General features: G+C 73.3%; 21 protein-coding genes. 5 read left to right on the forward strand and 16 right to left on the reverse strand.

The features are described 5' to 3' along the window. Positions 1-33: 33 nt before the first annotated feature. The 16 genes from ACFZBT_RS12370 to ACFZBT_RS12445 form a co-directional block, all read right to left on the reverse strand. Entirely contained in the window at positions 34-717 is a 684-nt protein-coding gene (locus ACFZBT_RS12370) for a response regulator (RefSeq protein ID WP_391101798.1), read from the reverse strand. Continuing rightward, positions 714-2,123 carry a histidine kinase gene (locus ACFZBT_RS12375; protein ID WP_391101801.1) on the reverse strand — a complete coding sequence of 470 codons (1,410 nt, stop codon included), beginning with the start codon at positions 2,121-2,123 and terminating at the stop codon, positions 714-716. The genes ACFZBT_RS12370 and ACFZBT_RS12375 overlap by 4 nt, the downstream gene beginning before the upstream one ends. Further along, positions 2,116-3,324: an acyltransferase family protein gene (locus ACFZBT_RS12380; protein ID WP_391101804.1), complete on the reverse strand. Its 1,209-nt coding sequence runs from the start codon at positions 3,322-3,324 to the stop codon at positions 2,116-2,118. The genes ACFZBT_RS12375 and ACFZBT_RS12380 overlap by 8 nt, the downstream gene beginning before the upstream one ends. Continuing rightward, a complete protein-coding gene (locus tag ACFZBT_RS12385) occupies positions 3,317-4,357 on the reverse strand; it encodes an alpha/beta hydrolase (RefSeq protein WP_391101807.1) in 1,041 nt (346 codons plus the stop codon). Before ACFZBT_RS12385 ends, ACFZBT_RS12380 begins: the two co-directional genes overlap by 8 nt. A gap of 168 nt (positions 4,358-4,525) precedes the next feature. Then, positions 4,526-5,392 (reverse strand): alpha/beta hydrolase fold domain-containing protein, encoded by an 867-nt coding sequence (locus ACFZBT_RS12390; protein WP_391101810.1) that lies wholly within the window; start codon positions 5,390-5,392, stop codon positions 4,526-4,528. 270 nt (positions 5,393-5,662) lie between these two features. Further along, a complete protein-coding gene (kynU, locus tag ACFZBT_RS12395) occupies positions 5,663-6,907 on the reverse strand; it encodes a kynureninase (protein ID WP_391101812.1) in 1,245 nt (414 codons plus the stop codon). Continuing rightward, the gene (locus ACFZBT_RS12400) at positions 6,900-7,730 is read right to left on the reverse strand and encodes a tryptophan 2,3-dioxygenase family protein (RefSeq protein WP_391101814.1); all 831 of its coding nucleotides are present in this window, start codon (positions 7,728-7,730) and stop codon (positions 6,900-6,902) included. Before ACFZBT_RS12400 ends, kynU begins: the two co-directional genes overlap by 8 nt. A 151-nt stretch (positions 7,731-7,881) precedes the next feature. Continuing rightward, positions 7,882-8,295: a DUF3151 family protein gene (locus tag ACFZBT_RS12405; RefSeq protein ID WP_391101816.1), complete on the reverse strand. Its 414-nt coding sequence runs from the start codon at positions 8,293-8,295 to the stop codon at positions 7,882-7,884. 82 nt (positions 8,296-8,377) lie between these two features. Then, on the reverse strand, positions 8,378-9,844 hold the full coding sequence (locus ACFZBT_RS12410; RefSeq protein WP_391101817.1) for a DHA2 family efflux MFS transporter permease subunit: 1,467 nt from the start codon (positions 9,842-9,844) through the stop codon (positions 8,378-8,380). Between the two features lie 67 nt (positions 9,845-9,911). Then, positions 9,912-10,934 (reverse strand): class II fructose-bisphosphate aldolase, encoded by a 1,023-nt coding sequence (gene fbaA, locus ACFZBT_RS12415; RefSeq protein ID WP_391101819.1) that lies wholly within the window; start codon positions 10,932-10,934, stop codon positions 9,912-9,914. A gap of 147 nt (positions 10,935-11,081) precedes the next feature. Further along, a complete protein-coding gene (pyrE, locus tag ACFZBT_RS12420; protein ID WP_391101821.1) occupies positions 11,082-11,630 on the reverse strand; it encodes an orotate phosphoribosyltransferase in 549 nt (182 codons plus the stop codon). A 10-nt stretch (positions 11,631-11,640) separates the two neighbouring features. Continuing rightward, positions 11,641-12,438: an aldose 1-epimerase gene (locus tag ACFZBT_RS12425; protein WP_391101824.1), complete on the reverse strand. Its 798-nt coding sequence runs from the start codon at positions 12,436-12,438 to the stop codon at positions 11,641-11,643. Between the two features lie 51 nt (positions 12,439-12,489). Beyond that, positions 12,490-13,689, reverse strand: coding sequence for an SRPBCC family protein (locus tag ACFZBT_RS12430; protein WP_391101826.1), 1,200 nt, complete (start codon positions 13,687-13,689; stop codon positions 12,490-12,492). Positions 13,690-13,814: 125 nt separating this feature from the next. Then, entirely contained in the window at positions 13,815-15,446 is a 1,632-nt protein-coding gene (locus ACFZBT_RS12435) for a polyamine aminopropyltransferase (RefSeq protein WP_391101829.1), read from the reverse strand. A 122-nt stretch (positions 15,447-15,568) separates the two neighbouring features. Further along, positions 15,569-16,096: a DUF2617 family protein gene (locus ACFZBT_RS12440; protein ID WP_391101832.1), complete on the reverse strand. Its 528-nt coding sequence runs from the start codon at positions 16,094-16,096 to the stop codon at positions 15,569-15,571. A gap of 658 nt (positions 16,097-16,754) precedes the next feature. Then, positions 16,755-17,027: a hypothetical protein gene (locus tag ACFZBT_RS12445; RefSeq protein WP_391101834.1), complete on the reverse strand. Its 273-nt coding sequence runs from the start codon at positions 17,025-17,027 to the stop codon at positions 16,755-16,757. Between the two features lie 128 nt (positions 17,028-17,155). On the opposite strand from ACFZBT_RS12445, the gene ACFZBT_RS12450 reads away from it, so the two are divergent. The 5 genes from ACFZBT_RS12450 (at position 17,156) to ACFZBT_RS12470 (ending at position 22,362) form a co-directional block, all read left to right on the forward strand. Further along, positions 17,156-18,343: a pyridoxal phosphate-dependent aminotransferase gene (locus tag ACFZBT_RS12450; protein WP_391101837.1), complete on the forward strand. Its 1,188-nt coding sequence runs from the start codon at positions 17,156-17,158 to the stop codon at positions 18,341-18,343. A 131-nt stretch (positions 18,344-18,474) separates the two neighbouring features. Beyond that, positions 18,475-19,044: a hypothetical protein gene (locus tag ACFZBT_RS12455; protein WP_391101840.1), complete on the forward strand. Its 570-nt coding sequence runs from the start codon at positions 18,475-18,477 to the stop codon at positions 19,042-19,044. Continuing rightward, the gene (locus ACFZBT_RS12460) at positions 19,044-20,354 is read left to right on the forward strand and encodes a peptidoglycan-binding protein (protein WP_391101843.1); all 1,311 of its coding nucleotides are present in this window, start codon (positions 19,044-19,046) and stop codon (positions 20,352-20,354) included. Before ACFZBT_RS12455 ends, ACFZBT_RS12460 begins: the two co-directional genes overlap by 1 nt. After that, positions 20,351-21,061 (forward strand): ATP-binding cassette domain-containing protein, encoded by a 711-nt coding sequence (locus ACFZBT_RS12465; protein WP_391101845.1) that lies wholly within the window; start codon positions 20,351-20,353, stop codon positions 21,059-21,061. The genes ACFZBT_RS12460 and ACFZBT_RS12465 overlap by 4 nt, the downstream gene beginning before the upstream one ends. Then, positions 21,058-22,362 carry an FtsX-like permease family protein gene (locus ACFZBT_RS12470; protein ID WP_391101848.1) on the forward strand — a complete coding sequence of 435 codons (1,305 nt, stop codon included), beginning with the start codon at positions 21,058-21,060 and terminating at the stop codon, positions 22,360-22,362. Before ACFZBT_RS12465 ends, ACFZBT_RS12470 begins: the two co-directional genes overlap by 4 nt.

Raw genomic sequence — 22,362 nt, forward strand, 5'->3', positions numbered from 1 at the left:
CGTCCCTCTCAGGTACTACGGGGGCTCCCGGTGTCAGTACCCCGACGGCCGCACCAGCCCCGACTCGTACGCGAACACCGCCGCCTGCGTCCGGTCCCTCAGCCCCAGCTTCACCAGGATCCGGCCCACATGCGTCTTCACCGTCTGCTCGGCGACGAACAGGTGCCGGGCGATCTCCCCGTTCGACAGGCCCTGCGCGATCAGGGAGAGCACCTCCGTCTCCCGCTCGGTCAGCTCGCCGACGCGTTCCTTCAGCGGGGAGCGGGGCCGGCCGTCCAGCCGGGAGAACTCGGCGATCAGCTTGCGCGTGATGACCGGGGCGAGCAGCGCCTCACCGGCCGCCACCACCCGGACCGCCTCGGCGAGCTGCTCCGACGACGCGTCCTTCAGCAGGAACCCGGAGGCCCCGGCACGCAGCGCGTCGTACACGTACTCGTCGAGGTCGAAGGTGGTCAGGACCAGCACCCTGATGTCCGGGTGCGCGGCGGTGATGTGCTCGGTGGCCTCGATACCGCCGACCCCGGGCATGCGGATGTCCATGAGGACGACGTCCGGGGCGGTCGCGGCGGCCTGCGCGATGGCCTCCCGGCCGTTCCGCGCGTCGCCGACGACCTCTATGTCGGGCTGGGTGCCGAGCAGCACGGTGAAGCCCTGCCGGACCATCGCCTGGTCGTCGACGATGAGGACCCGGATGGGTTCGCCGCTGCCGCTCGTCATGGGGTTCCTGCCTCGGGGTCTGGGTCGGGGTCGGGGAAGTGGTAGGTGATCCGGTCGGTGCCCGGTGTCGCGTCGGCGGGCGGAGTGTCCGGGAGGAACGCGGTGACCTTGAAGCCGTCCCAGTGCCACGGGTGCGCCGTCATGGTGCCGCCGAGCATGGCGACCCGCTCCCGCATGCCGAGCAGTCCGTGCCCCGCTCCCTTCGAGGGCGACGCGGGCCCGGTCGGCCGGGAGTTGACTATCTCCACCTCAAGACCGTCCGACTGGTACGTGAGACGGACCTTGGCGCTCGCGCCCGGCGCGTGCCGCAGGACGTTGCTCAGGGCCTCCTGCACGATGCGGTACGCCGACAGCTCCACGCCGGGCGGCAGCGGGCGCCGCTCGCCGTTGATCTCGGTGGTGACCTCGCGTCCGGCGGCCCGGGTGTTCTCCACCAGCGCGTCGAGCCGGTCGAGGGTGGGCTGCGGGGCGTGCTCGGCGATGCCGGTGCCGCCGCCCGGGCCGCCGAGCGTCTCCCCCGGTCCGGGGTGCTCCGAGCGCAGCACGCCCAGCACCCGGCGCAGCTCGGTCAGCGCCTCCACGGCGTTCTGCCGGATGCCCGCGAGGTTCTCCTTCAGCTCGTCGGGCGGGTTCTCCACGAGGTGCGGGGCGACCTGCGCCTGGATGGAGATGACCGACATGTGGTGCGCCACCACGTCGTGCAGCTCCCGCGCGATACGGCTGCGCTCCTCCAGCAGGGTGCGCCGGGTGCGCTCCTCGGCGGTCAGCGTGGTCTGCTCGACGAGTTCCGCGCGGGCCTCGCGGCGGCCGCGCAGGGCGGTGCCGACGACCACGGCGAAGGTGGCCAGGGCGAGCGCGAGCGTGCCCGTGGCGTCGTGGTCCACCCGGATCCACAGGTTCTCCAGGCCGTAGGTGACCAATGCGGTCACGACCAGTGCCGCCACCGAAGCCCGGGTGGGCACCCGCAGCGCGAGCAGCAGCAGCACGAGCAGCAGGCCGACGATCCCGGCCGCGGTCCAGGGCCAGGTGTAGGTCTCCAGATCGATGTCCAGCCGGCGGTACAGCATGACGGCGCCCGTGAAGAAGGCCCCCAGCGACAGCCACCACGCCGGCACCGGCCGCCACAGCGCCAGCACCACGGCGCCACCCTGCGCGCCCGCGACCAGGAGGGCCGGCCCGTAGCTCAGATGGCCGTTGTCCATCATGTCGCCCAGACCGGCGACCGTGACCCCGAACGCGGCCAGGCACACCAGCCCGTGCGGCAGCCAGCGCAGCCAGGTGGAGGGCGGCAGCGGGTCGGCCCGGGCCGTCCACAGGTCCTCGCGCAGCGCCCGCAGCCAGCTCCTGAAGCGCGCTCGCGGCGCGCGGCCCGCCCCCGTGTCCGTCACGCGGCCCAGCCTAGACATGGCGCGCCCCCGCCGCTGTCCCCCGGCCGGACGGACGGTGCGCCCGCACCACCCGCGACCCGCGGCCCGGGTCGCCACCCCGTTCGAAGGAACGGAACGCGGCGCAGCAGACCGCCAGGGCCAGCACGAACACGGGAAACCACAGGAGCCGGGCCCCCACCCAGTCCAGGCCGTCGGGCCGCGTGTGCAGCCCCGGGAGCCGGCCCGCGAGGAGGCCGGTGGCCGTCGTGGCCATCAGGGCCGTCTGGTGCCACAGGAAGACGGTCATCGCCGACAGGTTGACGAGCGCCACCGCCGCCCAGGCCACGGGCCGGCGCATCGCGCGGCGCAGGCGCCCGCGCAGCAGCAGGGCCAGACCGCACTGGGCCAGGCCGAAGATGACGACGGCCAGCGTCGGCGGGTCCAGGTTGGACATGCCCTCGCCCGGCACGCCGACCATCGAGGCCGGGTAGCCGGCGAGCACGACGAGCGCGGCGGTCGCCGCCGCACCGCAGCCGAGCAGCACCCAGCCCGCGCGCCGGCCCTCCAGTTCACCCCGGGTCCACGCCGCGCCCAGGGTGTAGGGCACCATCCAGCCCGCCGCCACGTTCACCCAGCCCAGCCAGGCGGGGCCGCCCAGGCCGAACCGCACGAGGTCCACATGCAGTACGACGGCCAGCGGCCACAGCGGGTTCAGCCGGGCCAGCAACGGAGTCGCCGCCGTCAGCACGGCGAACACCACGAGGAACCACAAGGGGGACAGCGCCAGTTTGACCAGCGTCCGGACCGTCCCGAACTCGGCGCCGGACAGCAGCAGCGCGCCCGCGGCGACCGTCCACAGGCCGAGGACGGCCGCGACCGGCTTGAACAACCGGGTCAGCCGGCCCGTCAGCCAGCGGTGGTACGGGACGCCCCGGGCACGGGCCGAGGCATACCCGCGCGTGGCGACATGGCCGCCGACCAGGAAGAACACGGCGAGTGTCTGGAACATCCAGGAGACGGGCGTCAGCCAGGGCATGTCCCTGAGCGGACTCGCCGTGCGCAGAACCCGGCCGTCGGAGACCAGAGCGGTGACCAGCCAGTGCCCGAGGACGACACCGAGCACCGCGGCGGCGCGCAGGGCGTCCACGGCCCGGTCCCGGTCGGCCGGGGTGGCCCCGCCGACGCGGTCGGCGCCGCGGAGCACCAGCTGCCGGATCCGTCGTACGCCCATGTCAGTCATGGGTCACCGCCTCGGTCTCGCCCAGGACGATCCGGGTCAGGTTGGTCAGGGAGGCCGTGCCGGGCCTGAAGTAGTCGCTGTGGCCGCCGTCGCCGGCCGCGAAGACCCGGGCGCCGAAGGCCGGCGAGACGGGGTCGGTGCCGAAGCCGACGGTGGTGCCGAACAGGTCCGTGCTGACGTGCGGGACGTTCGCCACCCAGTCGTCGCCCCCGAGGGCCGCCCAGACGCGGGCGCGGGTGCGCAGGCCGGCGGCGGAGTCCGCGCCGGTGCCGGGGCTGCCGACGAGCGCGAGGTCGTCGACGGCGAGCCCGGCGGCGGCCCGCCCGCAGACGACCGAGCCGTACGAGTGGCACAGCAGCGAGATACGCGGTCCGTCGCCCGCTACGGCGCGCAGTTCGGAGACCAGGGCGCGCAGCCGCGGGGCCGCCTGCTCCGCCCTGCCGGTCGTGGTGACCGTCGTGCTGACCGTGCCCGGCGTCTCATAGCCCAGCCAGGCCACCACCGCGGTGCGCGTGCCCGCCGGGGCCTGCCGGACGAGCTGCCCGTGCAGCGCGGCGGCGGCCGCGCGGAACCGGCCGTAGGTGTCGAGGCTCGTGTCGGAGCCGGGGACCAGGACGGCTATCCGGTCGGCCCGGGCGAGGTCGCCCAGGACCTCCGTGACCCGTCCGGAGCCGCGGCCGTCGAAGGCGAGGAGGTGCCGGGCCGGGGCGGCCAGGGAACGGTCGGTCGCGGCACGGGCCCGGGCGTGATGGCCCGCGGCCATGCGGGCCGCCGCGGCGGCGTTGGCTCGGTTGGCCGCGTACGCCTCGTCCAGCGTCGACGCGCTGAGCGGAGCGAGAGTGGCGGGTGCGGGAGCGGGGATCTCCGGCCGCACCGCCCCGGAAAGAGGGAGAACCACCGCACCCGTGACGAGGGCGGCGAGCGCGGCTCTGCGCCATCGGCCGCCGCGGCGCCGAAGGCGGGGGCGGCTACCGCGGCCGTCGCCTCGGCCGTCTGGGCCGCCGCTACGGCGGTACCTCGATGCGAACCCCATGGTCGTCCTGCCCCCTCCAGCGCACCCGGCCATCGGGTCTGCACGGAAGGGAAGTTACGGAGCGGGACTCGTCGTCCGCGTCCCACCGGGGAACTCACCTGCGGAGTAGCTCTCAAGTACTACGGGTATGCCCGGGGACCCACCCAAGGGTTCCCACGAGCAGGCCTCTCACCAGGCCAACTGCTCGATCTCCTGCGCCACCACGGCACACGCGTCCGCAGCGGGGTCGATGAGCGGGAAGTGCCCGACGTCCTCCAGCAGCGTCACCCCCACCATCTCCCCGGCCTTCGCCGCCGCCTCCGCGTACGACTCGGCGACCGTCTGCGGCACATCCAGGTCCGCGCGCCCCTGGACGAGGGTGGTGGCGATGCCGGTGGGCAGCAGCAGCGCCGGGTCCGCGTACGGCTGCCGCTCGGCGAAGTGCTCGTCCCCGCCCAGGAGTTGGCGTACGGCACCCCCGCACACGTCCAGCTTGTCGGCGACCGCGAGGTCCGCGATCGGCGCGAGGGCGACCACGCCCCGCAGCGCCGCCGAACCGCCACCGCGCCAGGGCGAACCGGGCGGCAGGACGTGCCGGGCAGCGCCCCACAGCGCGAGGTGCCCGCCCGCCGAGTGGCCGGTGAGGACCGTACGGCGCGGGTCGGCCTGCGGCAGCAGCTCCCGTACCAGCGCCGGAAGGGCGTCCAGCGCGGCGGCCACGTCGTCGAAGGTGTCGGGCCAGCGGCCCGCGAGGGAGTCGTCGTCGCCACCGCACCGGTACTCGGCACTGGCCACGGCCAGTCCGCGACTAGCGAGGAAGGCCGCGAACGGGCTGATGTGACGCCGGTCGTACGGCGCCCGCCACGCACCGCCGTGCAGCACGAGGACGACCGGGGCGGGCCCGCCCGGGCCGGCCTCCGCGCGCGGGGCGTAGAAGTCGATCACCTGGTCGGGGTGGTCGCCGTAGGCGGCGGTGGCGTCGGGGCCGACGGGCTCGTGGGAGAACACCGACTTCTCCTCGGCAGCGGCCCGTGCTGCTGCGACGTCGTCCGTCATGCTCCAACCTTCCAGCGAAACGAGCGAGAACGTACGGGCGGACCAGGTCAGAAGTCGGCCGTTGGCCGGGACGGTACCAGGCACGTGACATGCGCGGACACGTGGATGTCACGCTGGGTGAAGATCGGGCGGTTCAGCCGATTCCTTGCGTCTGCGGCGAGTTGACGACGAACGGCCGGCCGGAGAGGGACGGCCGGCCGGGAACGTACGGCCCCCGCATCGGCAGGGGCCGTCCGTCACGGGCGGCTCACGTCCTCACCAGCGCCGGGCTCACCGCCGGCCTCGACCTGTGTCCGCATCCGCGAGGGCCAGCGTCTCCGCCAGCACCCGTGCCGCCCGCTCCACGTCCGCGAAGCCCACGTACAGCGGCGTGAACCCGAAGCGCAGCACGTCCGGCGCCCGGAAGTCGCCGACCACACCCCGCTCGATCAGCCGTTTCATCACCTCTCCGGCGTCATCGCAGCGCAGGGCGACCTGGCTGCCCCGCTCCGCGTGCGCCACCGGCGTCAGGGACTCGACCCTGCCCTCGGGCACGTACTCCGCCACACACCGGAGGAAGAAGTCCGTCAGCGCGAGGGACTTGGCCCGCACCGCCTCGACCGCTACCCCGTCCCACACCTCCAGGGCCGCCTCCAGGGCGAGCATGGAGAGGATGTCGGGCGTACCGACCCGGCCGCGCGGCGCACCGGAGGCCGGTTCATAGGCGGGACGCATCCCGAACGGCTCGGCGTGCGAGTTCCAGCCGGGCAGCGGGGAGTCGAAGCGGTCCTGCAGCTCCCGGCGTACGTACAGGTAAGCCGGTGAACCCGGGCCGCCGTTCAGGTACTTGTAGGTGCAGCCGACAGCCAGGTCCACCCCGTGCTCGTCGAGCCCGACCGGCAGCGCGCCCGCGCTGTGGCACAGGTCCCAGACGGCGAGCGCGCCCGCCTCGTGCACGGCGGCCGTCAGCACCGGCAGGTCGTGCAGCCGGCCGGTGCGGTAGTCGACGTGGTTGAGGAGGACGGCGGCGGTACGGCCGGACAGCGCGCCCGGCACCTGGGCCGGGGTCACCGGCCGCAGGGTACGGCCGGTCATCCGCGCCGCCGACTCCGCGATATAGCCGTCGGTCGGGAAGGTCGTGGCGTCGACGAGGATCTCGTCGCGATCGTCCCCGGCGAGGCGCACCGCCCCCACAAGTGCCTTGAAGACATTGACACTCGTCGAGTCGCCGACCACGACCTGCCCAGGTGCCGCCCCGACCAGCGGGGCGATCCGGTCACCGATCCGCTCGGGCGCCGTCCACCAGCCGCTCTCCTCCCAGGACCGGATGCGCAGCTCGCCCCACTGACGCCGTACGACGTCCTCGACCCGTCCGGGGACGACGGCCGGCAGGGCGCCGAGCGAGTTGCCGTCGAGGTAGACGCCCGCGGCGTCAGCCGCGTGATCGGACACAGCATCGAGGACGAATCCGTCGCGCATGCCGCGCAGTTCGTCGGCGGCGTCCAGCTTCTCCGCCGTGACAGCCAGTTCAGACATAGGACCGCGCCGTCCACAGCTCGGGGAACACGTTCTTCTGCGCCCGCTTCTCCAACCAGGCCACCCCGGCGGAGCCGCCCGTGCCGGTCTTGGATCCCATCGCGCGGCGGGTGGCGACCAGATGGTCGTTGCGCCAGCGCCACACCAGCTCGGCGACGTCGCTCAGCGCCTCGCCCAGCCGGGCGACCTCGTCGCTCTCGTCACCCGAGTAGACGGCCGTCCAGGCCGCCTCCACCTCCGGCGACGGCTCGTAGCGCTTCGCCACGTCGCGCCGCAGCACGGCCTCCGGGACGTCGTACCCGCGCCGCGCGAGCAGCCGTACGACCTCGTCGTACAGGCTCGGCTCGTGCAGCGCCTTCTCCAGCTCGGCGTGCACGCGCGGCGCGCCCCGGTGCGGGACGAGCATGGACGCGGACTTCTCGCCGAGCAGGAACTCCATCCGCCGGTACATCGCCGACTGGAAGCCGGAGCCCTCGCCGAGGGCGCTGCGGTACGAGTTGAACTGGGCGGGCGTGAGCTGGGCGAGCGGCCTCCAGGAGGCGTTGAGGGCCTCCAGCTCGCGCACGGACCGCTTCAGCGCGGCGGTCGCGGTGGGGATGTCGTCGCCGCGCAGTGCCCGCGCGGCCGTCTCCCACTCGTGGACGATGACGGTGAACCACAGCTCCATCACCTGGGTCGTCACCAGGAAGACCATCTCTCCCGGGTCGTCCGAGAGGGTGTGCTGGAGGTGGGTGAGCACGTCCGCCTTGACGTAGTCCTCGTACGGCGTCGTGCCTTGGAAATCGAGATGCGGGGTCTCGGGCTCGTGAGCCTCAAGGGACATCGCTGTCTCCTGCGTATAACTCCGGGTAGCGGTCCGCCCCTGCCGAATCCGACACGGGGGCCCCGGTCCCCACGGGCATCTTCCGCAATCGTCCCCCGGAACCGCAAGGCCCGCCCGCCGGCCGGACGGGCCTCGCGTACACAGGCTGTCGTCAGCCCAGGACCTGCGCCGCCGTCGGCGAGGAGTCCTTGAGGAACTGGGAGCAGCGCTCGTACTCCTCCTGCTCGCCGATCGCCTGCGCGGCGCGGGCGAGGGCGTGCAGGGCACGCAGGAAGCCGCGATTCGGCTCGTGCTCCCACGGCACCGGGCCGTGGCCCTTCCAGCCGCTGCGGCGCAGCGCGTCCAGGCCGCGGTGGTAGCCCGTACGGGCGTACGCGTACGACTCCACGGCCGCGCCCCGCTCGAACGCCTCGTCGGCGAGCTGCGCCCAGGCGAGCGAGGAGGTGGGGTGCGCGGCGGCGACGTCGACCGGCGCGGTACCCGACGCGAGCAGTTCCCGCGGCCCGGGGTCGTCGGGCAGATGGGTCGGGGGCGGGCCCCCGAGAAGGTTCTCGTGAATGGACATGCCTCAAGTCTGAGGCATCGAGGACCGCTGCGGCGTCGTGGAGGGGGGTGGGTGCGCAACACGGCGCAGCGGGGTGCCGCCCCTACCCCAACCGCTTCCGCACCGGCTCCCCCTCCAGCGGCGGCGACACGACACCCCCGTGCCGCAGACACTCCGGCCGCTTGCACCCGGGCGGAGGCCTCCGCACCGTGGCCCCCGCGATCAGCGCCCCCACCACCAGCGCCCCCGCACACCACCCCATCGCCCGCCCGAACGCCGCGTCGAAGGCGGCCGGCTCCCGGTACGCCTCCTCCCCCATCCCGGCGAGCAGCGGCAGCGCGGCCACCGCCACCAGCCCCGCCGCCCGGGCCGCCGCGTTGTTGATGCCGCTGGCCAGCCCGGCCCTCGCGACATCCACGGAACCCAGCACCGTCGCCGTCAGCGGTGCGACGAGCATGACCATGCCCAGTCCGAGCACCAGCAGCGCCGGCAGCACATCGGCCCAGTACGACGCCCCCGGCCCCACCCGCAGCATCAGCAGCATCCCGACGGCGCACAGCAGCGGGCCCGCCGTCAGCGGGATCCGCGGCCCGATCCGGTCGGCCAGCTCCCCGGACCGCGCGGACAGCAGCAGCATCAGCACGGTCGTCGGCAGCAGCGCCGTACCGGCCCCGAGGGCGGAGTAGCCCACGACGACCTGGAGCTGAAGCGCCGCGAGGAAGAAGAACCCGCCGAGGGCCGCGTACACACACAGCGTGACGATGTTGATCACCGTGAACTGGCGGGAGGAGAAGATGTCCGTCGGCATCATCGGATCGGGCCTGCGCCGCTCCACGACCACGAACGCGACGGCCACGGCCACCCCGGCCACCGCCGAGAGGGCCACCACCCAGCCGCCCTCACCGGCCTCGATCAGCGCGTACGTCAGCAGCGCCAGTGCCACCGCCCCCAGCACGGCCCCCAGCACGTCGAACCGGCCGCGGGCCCCCTCTCCGCCCGACTCGGGGACGTGCCGCAATGCCACCGGCACGCACACCAGCGCCAGCGGCACGTTCAGCAGGAACACCCACCGCCAGCCCGGCCCGTCCACCAGCCAGCCGCCGACGAACGGCCCGATCGCGGCGCCGACCCCGCCGAAGCCGGACCACAGACCGACGGCCCGGCCCCGGTCGTCGGGGTGGAAGGACGCCTGGATCAGCGCCAGCGAGCCGGGCGTGAGCAGCGCACCGCCGACCCCCTGCAACGCCCGCGCGGCGATCAGTGTCCCCGCGCTCGGCGCGATCCCGCACAGCAGGGACGCCACCGCGAACCACACCACCCCGACGACGAACACCTTCCGCCGCCCGAAACGGTCCCCCAGGGCACCGCCCAGCAGGATCAGCCCGGCCAGCGTGACCATGTACGCGTTGACCGTCCACTGCAGGGCGGACAGGTTCGCGTCGAGGTCGCGGCCGATGCGTGGCAGGGCGACGTTGACGACGGTCGAGTCCAGCAGGGCCATGCTGGAGCCGAGGACGGTGGTGAGCAGGATCCACTTGCCCTGCGGGGAGGCCAGCCGGACATCGGGCATGCAGGGAGCATACGGAAGAGCCCGGCACCACAGGAGGTGCCGGGCTCAAGCGACGAAAACCGGGGAATTACTTGATCTTCGTGCCGGTCGAGCGGAGGTTGCCGCAGGCCTCGACGACGCGCTTGGCCATGGACGCCTCGGCCAGCTTGCCCCAGGTGCGCGGGTCGTAGGTCTTCTTGTTGCCGACCTCGCCGTCGACCTTCAGGACGCCGTCGTAGTTGCGGAACATGTGGTCCGCGACCGGGCGGGTGAAGGCGTACTGGGTGTCCGTGTCGAGGTTCATCTTCACGACGCCGTTGTCCAGCGCGGTGGCGATCTCCTCGGCGGTGGAGCCGGAGCCGCCGTGGAAGACGAAGTCGAACGGGGACTGCTTGCCGAACTTGGCGGCGACGCCCTCGTTCAGCTCCTTCAGCAGCTCGGGACGGAGGACGACGTTGCCCGGCTTGTACACACCGTGCACGTTGCCGAAGGACGCGGCCAGCAGGTAGCGGCCCTTCTCGCCCAGGCCGAGGGCCTCGACCGTGCGGATCGCGTCGTCGACGGTCGTGTACAGGGAGTCGTTGATCTCGTGCGAGACACCGTCCTCCTCGCCACCGGTCGGGGTGATCTCCACCTCGAGGATGATCTTGGCGGCGCGGGCGAGCTCCAGCAGCTCCTGCGCGATGGAGAGGTTGTCGGCCAGGGTCTCGGCCGAGCCGTCCCACATGTGGGACTGGAACAGCGGGTTCAGGCCGGCCTCGACGCGCTTCTGGGAGAGCGCCAGCAGCGGACGTACGTACCCGTCGAGCTTGTCCTTCGGGCAGTGGTCCGTGTGCAGCGCGATGTTCACCGGGTACTTCTCGGCGACGATGTGCGCGAACTCGGCCAGGGCGACCGAGCCGGTCACCATGTCCTTGTTGTACTGACCGCCCAGGAACTCGGCACCACCCGTGGAGATCTGGACGATGCCGTCGCTCTCCGCCTCAGCGAAACCGCGCAGGGCCGCGTGCAGGGTCTGGGTGGAGGTCACGTTGATGGCCGGGTAGGCGAACTTTCCTGCCTTCGCCCGGTCCAGCATCTCGTTGTAGACCTCGGGAGTTGCGATGGGCATGCGTCCGCTCCTTGTATCTGCGGGTTGGGGTACTGCGCTCTTTTCGGCCCTGACCTAGACCTTGGGATGCGACGTCATCGTCGGCCCCATCTTTCCAGACTTGGCCGGAAGGTCCAGGCCACCGTCCACGCCCTGGTCAGGTCCCGGTCAGTCCAGGCCCAGCTCGTCCTTCGAGAAGGCGAAGAGGTACGGCACCCCGGCACCCTCCTGGATCTTCTCCGCGGCGCCGGTCGCCCGGTCGACGATCGTCGCGACGGCGACGACCTCGGCCCCGGCCTCGCGCACGGCCTCGACGGCGGCCAGCGGGGAGCCGCCGGTGGTGGAGGTGTCCTCGACGACCAGCACCCGGCGGCCCTTGATGTCCGGGCCCTCGACGCGCCGCTGCAGCCCGTGCGCCTTGGCGGCCTTCCGTACGACGAACGCGTCGAGCCGCTTTCCGCGCGCGGCGGCGGCGTGCAGCATGGCGGCGGCGACGGGGTCGGCGCCCATGGTGAGCCCGCCGACGGCGTCGAAGTCCAGCTCCGCCGTCAGGTCCAGCAGCACCTGCCCGACCAGCGGCGCGGCCTCGCCGTCGAGCGTGACGCGGCGCAGGTCGACGTAGTAGTCGGCCTCAAGACCCGACGACAGGGTCACCTTGCCGTGCACCACGGCCTTGTCCTTGATCTGCTGCAGCAGCGCGCCGCGTGTGTCCGTCATGCCGCCCAGCTTAGAGGCGCCGCCAGCTCCAGGTCGTGGTGGCCTCCAAGGGCTCCAGGGGCGTGACCAGGCGCGGCAGGGTGTTGAGGCCGTTGGGCGGGCCGGTCTGCGGCTCCACGCACACGGCCGCCTCCTGTTCGTCGTAGACGACGACCCACTCCTCGCGGCTCGCCACCCTCAGCTCCAGCTGCCCGGGCCAGGTCAGGGTGACGTCGACGCCGCCGGGCATCCCGAAGCAGTCGTCCCAGGGGCCGGGCTTCGGGTCGATGCGGTTGCCGGTGGGCAGGTGGTCGTCGCCGCGCTCCTCCTGCCAGGCGGGTTCGAAGTCGAGCCGGACGTCCTGAGCGCCTTCGCCGCCGAGGTTGCGGTTGAACCAGGGGTGCCAGCCGATCTGCGCCGGGAAGGACGAGTCGTACGTCTCCACGGACATGGTGAGCGTCAGCGCGTCCTCGGCGAGGGCGACGACCTGGGTGACACGGCCCGGGTGGGGCCAGGGGTCGACGAGCTCGTACGTGATGACGGCCTCGTCCGTGCTCGTGCGGGCCGTGCGCCAGGCGTGGTCGCGGACGGTGCCGTGGATGGCGTGGGGCGGGGCGTTGAGGGGCATCTGCCGCACGACGGCGCCGTCCAGGAACCGGCCGTCGCGGACCCGCCCGCACCACGGCACCATCGGGAAGCACCCGAAGCGCTCGCCCTGCCGGAGCATCTCCACGCCGCCGATCCGCAGTCCTCCGACCCGGCCGCCGTTGCCCGGCTGCACGGTCACCTCCGCGTCGCCCGCGGTCAGCGTGATGTCTTCGTCACTCACGGGACGACCCTACTGCCGTGATCAAGAGGGCACCGTGCGGTGCGGGACCTTTCAGCGCCGTCGGCGCAGGGCCCGCACCGCCACGATGGCCGATGCCACGGCGAGCGCCGCGGCCGGTGCCGCCCAGCGCAGCGGGGCCGGGGGCGTCACGGTCTGCGGCGCGGGCACCGGCGCGTACCGCCCACGCGGCGGGGCGTGATCGACCTCCTCGGCACTCCGCCCGATCATCGTCCGCCGCGCGTGCGCCGCCTCGGCGATGGACTCGGCGTCGTCATCCCCTTCGGCGGACCGCCCGACAGGGGCCGGCGGAACGGCGGGGGGTTCGGGGGCGGAGGGCTGGTCGTCGGGGGCGGGGGCAGAACCCTCCTCGGCCGAACCGGGGGCAGGGCTCTCGCCACCGGGGCCGGCGGCCGGACCCTCGCCGCCGAGGCCGGCAGCCGGGCTCTCGCCGCCGGGACCGGAAGCGGGACCCTCGGCGCGGGGACCGGAAGCGGGACCCTCGCCACCGGAGCCAGGAGCCGCGCCCCCGCCACCGGAGCCAGGAGCCCGACCCTCGCCGCCGAGGCCGGCAGCCGGACCCTCGCCGCCCGGACCGGAAGCCGCGTCCTCGCCGCCAGGGCCAGCCGCCCGGCCCTCGTCATCCGGGCCGGTGGCGGGAGGCTTCTCGGCGATCGCCGAGGGACCGGCGCCGTCGTCGTCGCCGGTCGCCGCCGTACCCCCGTCGGCCTTCGCGGGAGGCGGAGCCTCGTCGTCCGCGTCCGGGGTCGTTTCGTGGTCGGTCGTCGCCCGGGGTTCGAAATCCTGTGTGGCGAGGGACGTGGTCGTTTCCGGTGCCGCCTCGGCCAGGTGTTCCGCGAAGCGGTCCAGCAGCCGCAGGACGGCGCCCTCCACCGCGTCGGCCGGCAGGTCCTTGATCCGTCCGTCGGCCGAGGCCGTGCCGTCGAACACGACGGTGCAGCCGTCCTCCGCCTCCCGCAGGCCGATCCGCAGCGCGAGCTTGACCGAGCCGCTGCCGCGCGACTCCTCCGCCTCGCCCTCGACGGCGTACGCCCCGCCGTCCCGCCGGGAGACCCGTACGGCACCCCGGTAGGTGACGGAATGACTGCCGACGCGGATCTTCAGCCGCCCGGTGACGGGCTCGGCGCCGGCGTCCTGCTGGAGCCCCGGGACCACCCGGGCGACCCGCGCGGGGTCGTCCAGCACCTCCCTGAGCCGCTCGGCCGGAACCGGAACGAACACCTCGTGCTCCATGTGGACGGACTCTACCCAGCACAGGCACGAACGCACCCCCACCTCCGGGATTCGCTCCGGATCGGGGTCCGCCCGGCGTATCCTCCGCTGCCCCCGTCCTGCGCTGCCCCCGCCGATGCGCCCCCTCAGTACCGGGGATGCGGCAGCGTCGACGCCGGCAGCCCCGCGATGCGCGTTTCCCGTGCGGCCCGCGCCGCCGCCGCGAGGGACGCGTCCGTGAGGATCCGGGGGCGCGGGCCGTCCGGGGCGAGGCGTAGCCGTGGGTCCGTGCGGGCGGCCAGGATGAAACCCCGGTCGCGGGGGGCGCGGGAGCGCTCGGTGGGGGCGCGGCGGCCGCCCATGGCGTACGGGGCGGTGCGGAAGCCGGCGGCGCGCAGGGTGGCGTCCACCGTCCAGTACACGCGCGGGCCGGCCGCGACCGGCCCGGCGTGCACCACGAGCCGGCCGCCGGGGGCCAGCACGCGTCGCGCGAGGCCGTAGAACTCCTGGGAGTACAGCTTCGTACTCGCCGTGATCCCCGGGTCCGGCAGGTCCGAGACGACCACGTCGTACGCCGCCGGCGGCGCTTCGCGCAGCCGGCCGAAGGCGTCCTGGATCGTCACGTGCACGCGCGGGTCGCCGTAGGCGTGCCGGTTCAGCGCGGACAGGCCCGGGTCGGTGCGGGCCAGCCGGACCACCTCGGCGTCGAGTTCGACGATGTCGACCCGGTCCACCCCGGGGTGGCGCAGCACCTCGCGGGCGGCCAGGCCGTCGCCGCCGCCGAGGATCAGCACGCGCGCGTGCGGACCGGTCATGGCGGGGTGCACGAGGGCCTCGTGGTGGCGGAGTTCGTCGTGTCCGCTGACCCGGAGCCGGCCGTCGAGGAAGAGGGCGAGGGGCCTGCCGTGCGTGCCGCCGGCGAGGACGACTTCCTGGACGCCGGTCCGGAGCGCGACCCGGACGTCCGTGCCGTACATCGCCTGCCGGGCCGCCCGCTCGAAGTCGTCGACGAGGACGGCGGCCGAGGCGAGGATCGCGAGCACGAGCCCGTTGGCGAGCAGCAGCAGCCAGCGGGCGCGCCGGGTCAGGTCCCGGCGGAACAGCCCGAGCACCAGCGCCCCGCCGACGACGGCGTTGACGGCGCCGGTGAGCAGCGCGCCGGTGAGCTGGCCGAGGAACGGCAGCAGGAGGAAGGGGAAGGCGAGGCCGCCGACGAGGGCACCGACGTAGTCCGCGGCGGACAGGTCGGCCACGGCGCCGCCCGCGTCCTGGCGGCGGACGCGCTGGATCAGCTCCATCAGCAGCGGGACCTCGGCGCCGATGAGCAGTCCGGTCGCGAGGGAGAAGGCGACCAGGAGGCAGCGGGGGCCGCTCGCCCACATGCCGCCCCAGTCGCCGGTCCAGGCGAACACGGCGTACAGGGCCATCGCGCTGCATCCGCCGACGAGCGCGAGCATGGCCTCGACAGCGCCGAATCCGGCCGCGGCTAGTCCGCGCAGCCGCTTCGCGGCGAGGGAGCCGATGCCCATCGCGAAGACCATGACGGACAGCACGACGGACGCCTGCGTGACGGAGTCGCCCATCAAGTAGGAGGCGAGGGCGACGAGTTCGAGTTCGTACACGAGTCCGCAGGCCGCACAGACGAACACGCCCGCGAGGACCAGGAACCGTCCGGTGCCCGGCCGGACGGGCAGCCGCGCCGGGCCGCCGGGGCCGCCGCCCGGGGCACTCCAGGGCGGCGGGGAACCGGGCGGGGCGGGCGCGTGCGGCTCGATCACGTTGCGACGTTACGTCACGCCTCGACTGCGGTTCGTCACCCACACGTGTGGTGCTGGTTTACAGACGTCCGGTATCGGTACGAGAGGGGGTTTGCCTCGTGCGGCACCGGCGCGGCCTTCCTTCAGTTGAGGGTGGCCGCCACCGGCGTCCGCACCCCGACTCTCGTACGGGTCGCCACCAACTGGCCGTCCTGCGGGTACGCGTGCCAGGTCCGCCAGTGCACCTGCCCCTCGTGGTGCTGGGCCAGCAGTGCCGTGAAGGCGTGCGGGCTGCCGGGGAAGACGCCCGCGAGGCCGTGCGGGTGGTCGGAGACGAGGGCCAGCAACTCCTGGGCGCGGCCCTCGAAGGAGCCGGGTGAGAGGACCTCGACCCGGGCGGCGAACTCGTACTCCCAGTCGCCCACCCGCTTGGCGACGCCGAGCGGAAGCGGAGTGCTGCTGCCCGGAATGCACGCCACCGTCTCCGAGCAGATGCCCCGCTCCTCCTCCAGCAGGACCTGGTGGGACGCGCCGAGGAGTCGCAACTGCATCTTCGCGCCCGTCAGTTCGAGGTCCAGTGCGGCCAGTGCGGGAAGCGGCTCGCGCCCCAGCGCCCATGCGAGATCGGTCGCGCGCGTGTCGGTGTAGGAGGTGTTCAGGGTCGTGAGCATGGATCGGCTCCGCAAGCACACAAGGAGAGGGAGATGGGTCCGCTGCGCCCCGGTCCCACCGGGGGGGTTCGGCCCGGGTCAGCCCAGACGGCCGGTTTCAGGAAGGTGTCCGCAGGACGTCCGAGGGGCTGCGTTGGTGTGTTAGAGGGAATCATGAACTGTGGCGCCACCACAGCGTTTTTACCCAAGTTCGTAGGGTTTCCATCCCTCAGAGGGCTCTACAGCTCAATTGTTCAACTACGGCGTGCGCTGGTGCCGGGGAGGCGTGCGCCGTTGCGCCGGGGCTCCCGCCCGGAGCCGGGACGAACGGGCCCCCGGACCCGGAGAGGGCCCGCGAAATGCCCCTTTGACACGCGCAGTTGCCGGAGTCACGCCCGAGTACGCCGTCCCATGGACGCGCTTGTCCTACAGGCATGCGACGTCGCCTGCGACCTCACACAGTTGCCCGACACACGTTCGACGGCTCCGCCGCACGGGAATCTCCGGGACCCGCCCGGCACTCAGGCCCGCACCAGGGCCCGGTACGGAGACCCGCACCAGGGCCGGGTACGGAGACCGCACCACGCCCCGGCACGGCAACGCGGGGCCCGCCCCGGATGCGGACCCCGCGCCGTTCGGTGCGTGCGGCTTCCCCGTGGGGAAGGCAGACCGGCTGCCGTCAGCTGCCTCCGCCGCCGCAGCCACCGCCGCCACCACCGCCCCCGCCGCAGGACGACCCGCCTCCGCAGGACGAGCCGCTGCTGCAGGACGAACCACCGGACGAGCCGGAGTCTCCCCCGCCGGCCCACCAGCTGCCGCTGCTGCCTGCCGAACCGGAGGACCTCCCCGCCCCACGACGCGCCGACCGCCCGGAACCGCCCCTGCGCACACCGGACACCAGCGCCGCGATCAGGATGACTGCGAACACCGCCAGGATGATGCCCATAACCATGGCGTCACCCTCCTTTCGTTTCCCCCGAAGCGGCCCCCCGTGGGCGCCTCGCTCTTGCGTGAACAGGGGATGCCCGGCCCTCGAACGCCCCAAAGCAGAGTTGAGGAACTCCAGAGCTTCGGCGCAGGATGACCGGCATGACCTCCAGCGCGCGCCCCCTCCTCAACCGCCGGCTCGCCGAGTTCGGGACGACGATCTTCGCCGAGATGTCCGCCCTGGCCCTGAGCACCGGCGCCATCAACCTCGGCCAGGGTTTTCCCGACACCGACGGCCCCGAGGAAGTCAGGGAGGCCGCCGTACGGGCCCTGCGGGACGGCCGCGGCAATCAGTACCCGCCGGGCCCCGGCGTCCCCGAGCTGCGCACCGCGGTCGCCGCCCACCAGCTGCGGCGCTACGGCCTGTCCTACGACCCCGACACGGAGGTCCTGGTCACCGCCGGGGCCACGGAGGCCATCGCGGCCGCGCTGCTGGCCCTGGTGGAACCCGGCGACGAGGTGATCGCCCTGGAGCCGTACTACGACTCGTACGCGGCGTGCATCGCGATGGCGGGCGGGCGCCGGGTGCCGGTCACCCTCCGCGCGCACGAGGACGAGGGCCGCTTCCGCCTCGACCTGGACGAGCTGCGCGACGCCGTCACCGACCGCACCCGGCTGCTGCTGATCAACACTCCGCACAATCCGACCGGCACCGTCCTCACCCGCGAGGAGCTGGCCGCGATCGCCGAGCTGGCGGTGGAGCGCGATCTGCTGGTGGTGACGGACGAGGTGTACGAGCACCTGGTCTTCGACGACACCGAGCACGTGCCGCTGGCGACGTTCCCGGGGATGCGCGAGCGCACGGTCACCATCTCGAGCAGCGGAAAGACGTTCTCGTTCACCGGCTGGAAGGTCGGCTGGGTGACGGCCGCCCCGGAGCTGGTCACGGCGGTGCGCTCGGCGAAGCAGTACCTGACGTACGTCTCGGCGGGGCCGTTCCAGTACGCGGTCGCCGAGGCGCTGGCGCTCCCGGAGAGCTACTTCACCGCCTTCCTCGACGACATGCTCGCCAAGCGAAACCTCCTGGCGGGCGGCCTGGCGGAAGCCGGTTTCGGGGTCTTCAAGCCGACCGGCACCTACTTCATCACCACCGACATCCGTCCCCTGGGCGAGACCGACGGCTTCGCCTTCTGCCGCGCCCTGCCCGAGCGCGCGGGCGTGGTCGCCATCCCGAACGCCGTCTTCTACGACCACCGGGAGGCGGGCGCCCCCTTCGTGCGGTTCGCGTTCTGCAAGCGGACGGAGGTACTTCAGGAGGCCGTGCAGCGCTTGAAGTCCTAGCTCAAGCCGCGTCCGAAGCGCGCCGCATGCTCGGATGACAGGTTCTTCAAAGGTTCTTCATCACCTCCGTCCTACGGTCGTCAGGCCCGCCGCGCCCGCGGTTCCGGGCGCGACAGGAGGCGGGAGAACCGATGAGGACGAACCGGGTGCTGATGGCCGTGGTGACGGCGTCGGTCATGGCGATCACCCTGGCCGGCTGCGGGGGCGAGGGCGACACCCCGAAGGTCCCGACCGCGGGCGGCGACAAGGCCTCCGGCAAGACGACCGCGCAGAGCGGCGGCGACGACGTGGCCGCGTACGTGAACGCCCAGCGCGAGTGGGTGAAGTGTCTGCAGGAGAACGGGGTCGACGCCCCCGACCCGGACGCCAGGGGGCAGGTCGACTTCGGCGACAACGCGGCGCTGAAGAAAAACACGAAGTTCCTGAACGCCTCCGAGAAGTGCGCCTCGCTCAAGGCGGCCGTCCCCGAGAGCCTCGAGAACGCCAACCAGCCCAAGCTCACCCCCGAGCAGATCAAGATCAAGCGTGACTACGCCGACTGCATGCAGAAGAACGGCGCGCCCGACTTTCCCGACCCCGGCCCCGACGGGACCGCGCAGGGCTCCGAGTGGAACCAGACGTCGGCGGGAGCCAAGCGTGCCACCCGTGTCTGCGCTCCGATCATCGGTGACCCGGCGGACCAGCCCGCGGGCAAGGGCTGATGACCGCGGAGACGGTTGTGCAGACCGATCACGAGCGCGGGGCGGCTCCCGCGCCGCCGCCGCGCGGTCGGCGCGGACGGCGAACGGCCCTGGTGGCGTCGGCTCTGGTCGTCGTGGCGGCGGTCGCCGTGGTCGGTGCGCTCGGTCTCGGCGGGGGAGGGGCGGATGAGGGCTCCTCCGCCCCTCCCCGCTCAGGCTCCACCGTCCCGGTCACCCGGACCACACTGACCGAACGCACCACGGTGGACGGCCAGTTGGGCTACGGCACCGAGATACCGCTGCCGGTCAAGGCGACGGGCACCGTGACCTGGCTGCCCGCGGAGGGCACGACCGTGAAGCGCGGCGGCACTCTGCTGCGCGTCGACGACCGGCCGGTGGTGCTGCTGTACGGGACGCTGCCGATGTACCGGGAGCTGGGCCTGACCGCGGGAAACCAGCAGGGCACCCGGCAGGAGACCGGGACCGAGGGGGACACCCCGGACTCCGGTGACCAGGGCCGCACGGACGAGACCTCCGGGGCTCCGGACCCCTCCGGGTCGCCGACGCCGAGCGGGGCCGGGGCCGGAGGGACAGGGGCCGGAGGGACAGGGGCCGGAGGGACGGGGGGCACCCTGCGTGGGATGGACGTACTGCAGTTCGAGAGCAATCTCGCCGCTCTCGGCTACACCGGCTTCACGGTCGACGAGGAGTTCACCGGTCTCACCGCCCGCGCGGTCAAGCGCTGGCAGAGATCCCTCGGGCTTCCCCAGACCGGCACGGTCGGCGTCGGGGACGTCGTCTACTCCGCCGGCAAGGTACGGATCGGCCACGCGGGTGTCCGGCTCGGCTCGCCGGCCACCGATGACGTCCTCACGTACACCGGTACGGCTCGGAAGGTCGTCGTCAACGCCTCTGCGGCGGAGGACTCCTGGGCCGTGCGCGGCGCCGCCGTCACGATCGGGCTGCCCGACGGGAAGTCGGTGAGGGGCGAGGTGGCCTCGGTGGGGAAGAGCGCGACCGCGCCCGAGGAGGGCGGCGGGGAGGGTGACTCCGCGACACCGACGGTTCCGGTGACCATCACCATCAAGGACCAGAAATCCGTGGGACGGCTGGAGAGCGCACCGGTCACCGTCGCGTACGTGGGGCGGGAACGGGCGGACGTTCTCACCGTCCCGGTCGCCGCGCTGGTCGCCCTGGCCGAGGGCGGACACGGCCTGGAGACCCGGGACGGCCGGTTCGTCGCGGTGAAGACCGGGCTCTTCGCGGACGGCCGGGTGGAAGTGAGCGGAGGCGCGGTGCGCGAGGGCATGAACGTGAGGATCCCGGAGTGAGCGGAGCATCGGCGGTCGTGGAGTTCGACGCGGTCTCCAAGACGTACCCCGGTGGTGTGGCGGCGGTGCGGGACGTGACCTTGCGCATCGGGCGCGGCGAACTCGTCGCGGTCGTCGGCCCGTCGGGCTCGGGCAAGTCCAGCATGCTGAACCTCATGGGCAGCCTCGACCGGCCCTCCGCCGGGCGGGTGCTGGTCGACGGCCACGACGTGGCGAAGCTGACGGACCGTGAGGTGTCGGCGCTGCGGGCGACCCGGATCGGCTTCGTCTTCCAGCAGTTCCATCTGGCGGTGGGGGTTCCGGTCCTGGACTCCGTGGCCGACGGGCTGCTGTACGCCGGAGTACCGCTGCGCCGCCGCCGGGCCGGCGCGGCGGTGGCGCTGGAACGGGTCGGCCTCAGCCACCGTGTCCACCACCTCCCGCACCAGTTGTCCGGCGGTGAGCGCCAGCGGGTGGCGGTGGCCCGGGCGGTGATCGGCGAACCGGCGGTCCTGCTGGCGGACGAGCCGACCGGCAACCTGGACTCCGCTTCCGGGGAGGCCGTACTCGGTCTGCTGCGTGAGCTGAACGCCGCCGGGACCACGGTCGTGGTCATCACCCACGACCGGGAGATCGCGGCCGGGCTGCCCCGCCGTATCGAGATGCGCGACGGCCGCGTGGTGGCGGACACCGCGACCGATGCCGTGCCGAACGAGGCGGTCCGATGACCGACGGCACGACGAACGGCCCGCCCGTGGACGACGACCCGCCGACCCTGCCGTCCGGCCCCCGCGGGGCCGGCGGACGCGGCCGCGGACGCGATGACATAGGTGGCACGGGCGGCAGGCTGCGGGCCGCCCGCCTCGGTCCGCGGGACATCGTGCGGCTCGGCGGGACCGGGCTGCGGACTCGTCCCCTGCGGATCTTCCTCTCCGCGCTCGGGATCGCGATCGGCGTGGCCGCCATGATCGCGGTGGTCGGCATCTCCGGCTCCGGCCGGGCGGAGGTGGACCGCCGGCTCGACGCGCTCGGCACCAACCTGCTGCGGGTCGCCCCCGGCGACTCACTCGACGGCACCAAGGCCGAACTGCCCCACGAGGCCGTCGCGATGATCGACCGCATCCCGCCCGTGGAGCAGGTCGCCGCCACCGGCGCGACCGACGCGCACATCTACCGCAATGAGCACATCGCCATCGGACGCACCGGCTCCCTCGAGGTCCTCGCGGCCGACCGGCACCTGCTCCCTGCAGTCGGCGGCCACGTCCGCCGGGGCCGCTGGCTGGATTCCGCGACCGAGCAGTACCCGGCGGTCGTGCTGGGCGCCACGGCCGCGGGCCGGCTCGACGTGTACACACCGGGGACCCGGGTCTGGCTCGGCGGCCGCTGGTTCTCCCTCGTCGGCGTCCTCGATCCGGTACCGCTCGCGCCGGAGCTCGACAGCGCGGCGCTGGTCGGCTGGCCGGCGGCCCGGACGTACCTGCGCTTCGACGGCCATCCGTCGACGGTCTACGTCCGCGCCGAGGACAGCCAGGTCGCGGAGGTACGGGCCGTGCTGCCGGCCACGGCATACCCGGAGAAACCGGGACAGGTCCGCATCTCCCGGCCCTCCGACGCGCTCGCCGCCCGCGAGGCCACCGAGTCGGCCCTGACCGGGCTGCTGCTCGGCCTCGGTGGCGTGGCCCTGCTCGTCGGTGGCGTCGGGGTCGGCAACACGATGGTCATCTCGGTCCTGGAGCGGCGCCCGGAGATCGGCCTGCGCCGGGCGCTGGGGGCGACGCGCGGCCAGATCAGGGCCCAGTTCGTGACGGAGTCGCTGCTGCTGTCGCTCCTCGGCGGCCTCGGGGGGACGGTGCTGGGGACCGCGATCACGGCGGTCTACGCCCTCGGCCGCGACTGGCCGACGGTCGTCCCGGTGTGGGCGAGTGCGGCGGGGATCGGCTGCACCCTCGTCATCGGCATGATCGCCGGACTGTATCCGGCGGTACGGGCGAGCCGGCTGTCACCGACGGAGGCCCTGTCCGGCTCCTGA

It is taken from the genome of Streptomyces sp. NPDC008137, from assembly GCF_042957035.1.
In the GTDB taxonomy this organism is placed as follows: Bacteria; Actinomycetota; Actinomycetes; order Streptomycetales; family Streptomycetaceae; genus Streptomyces.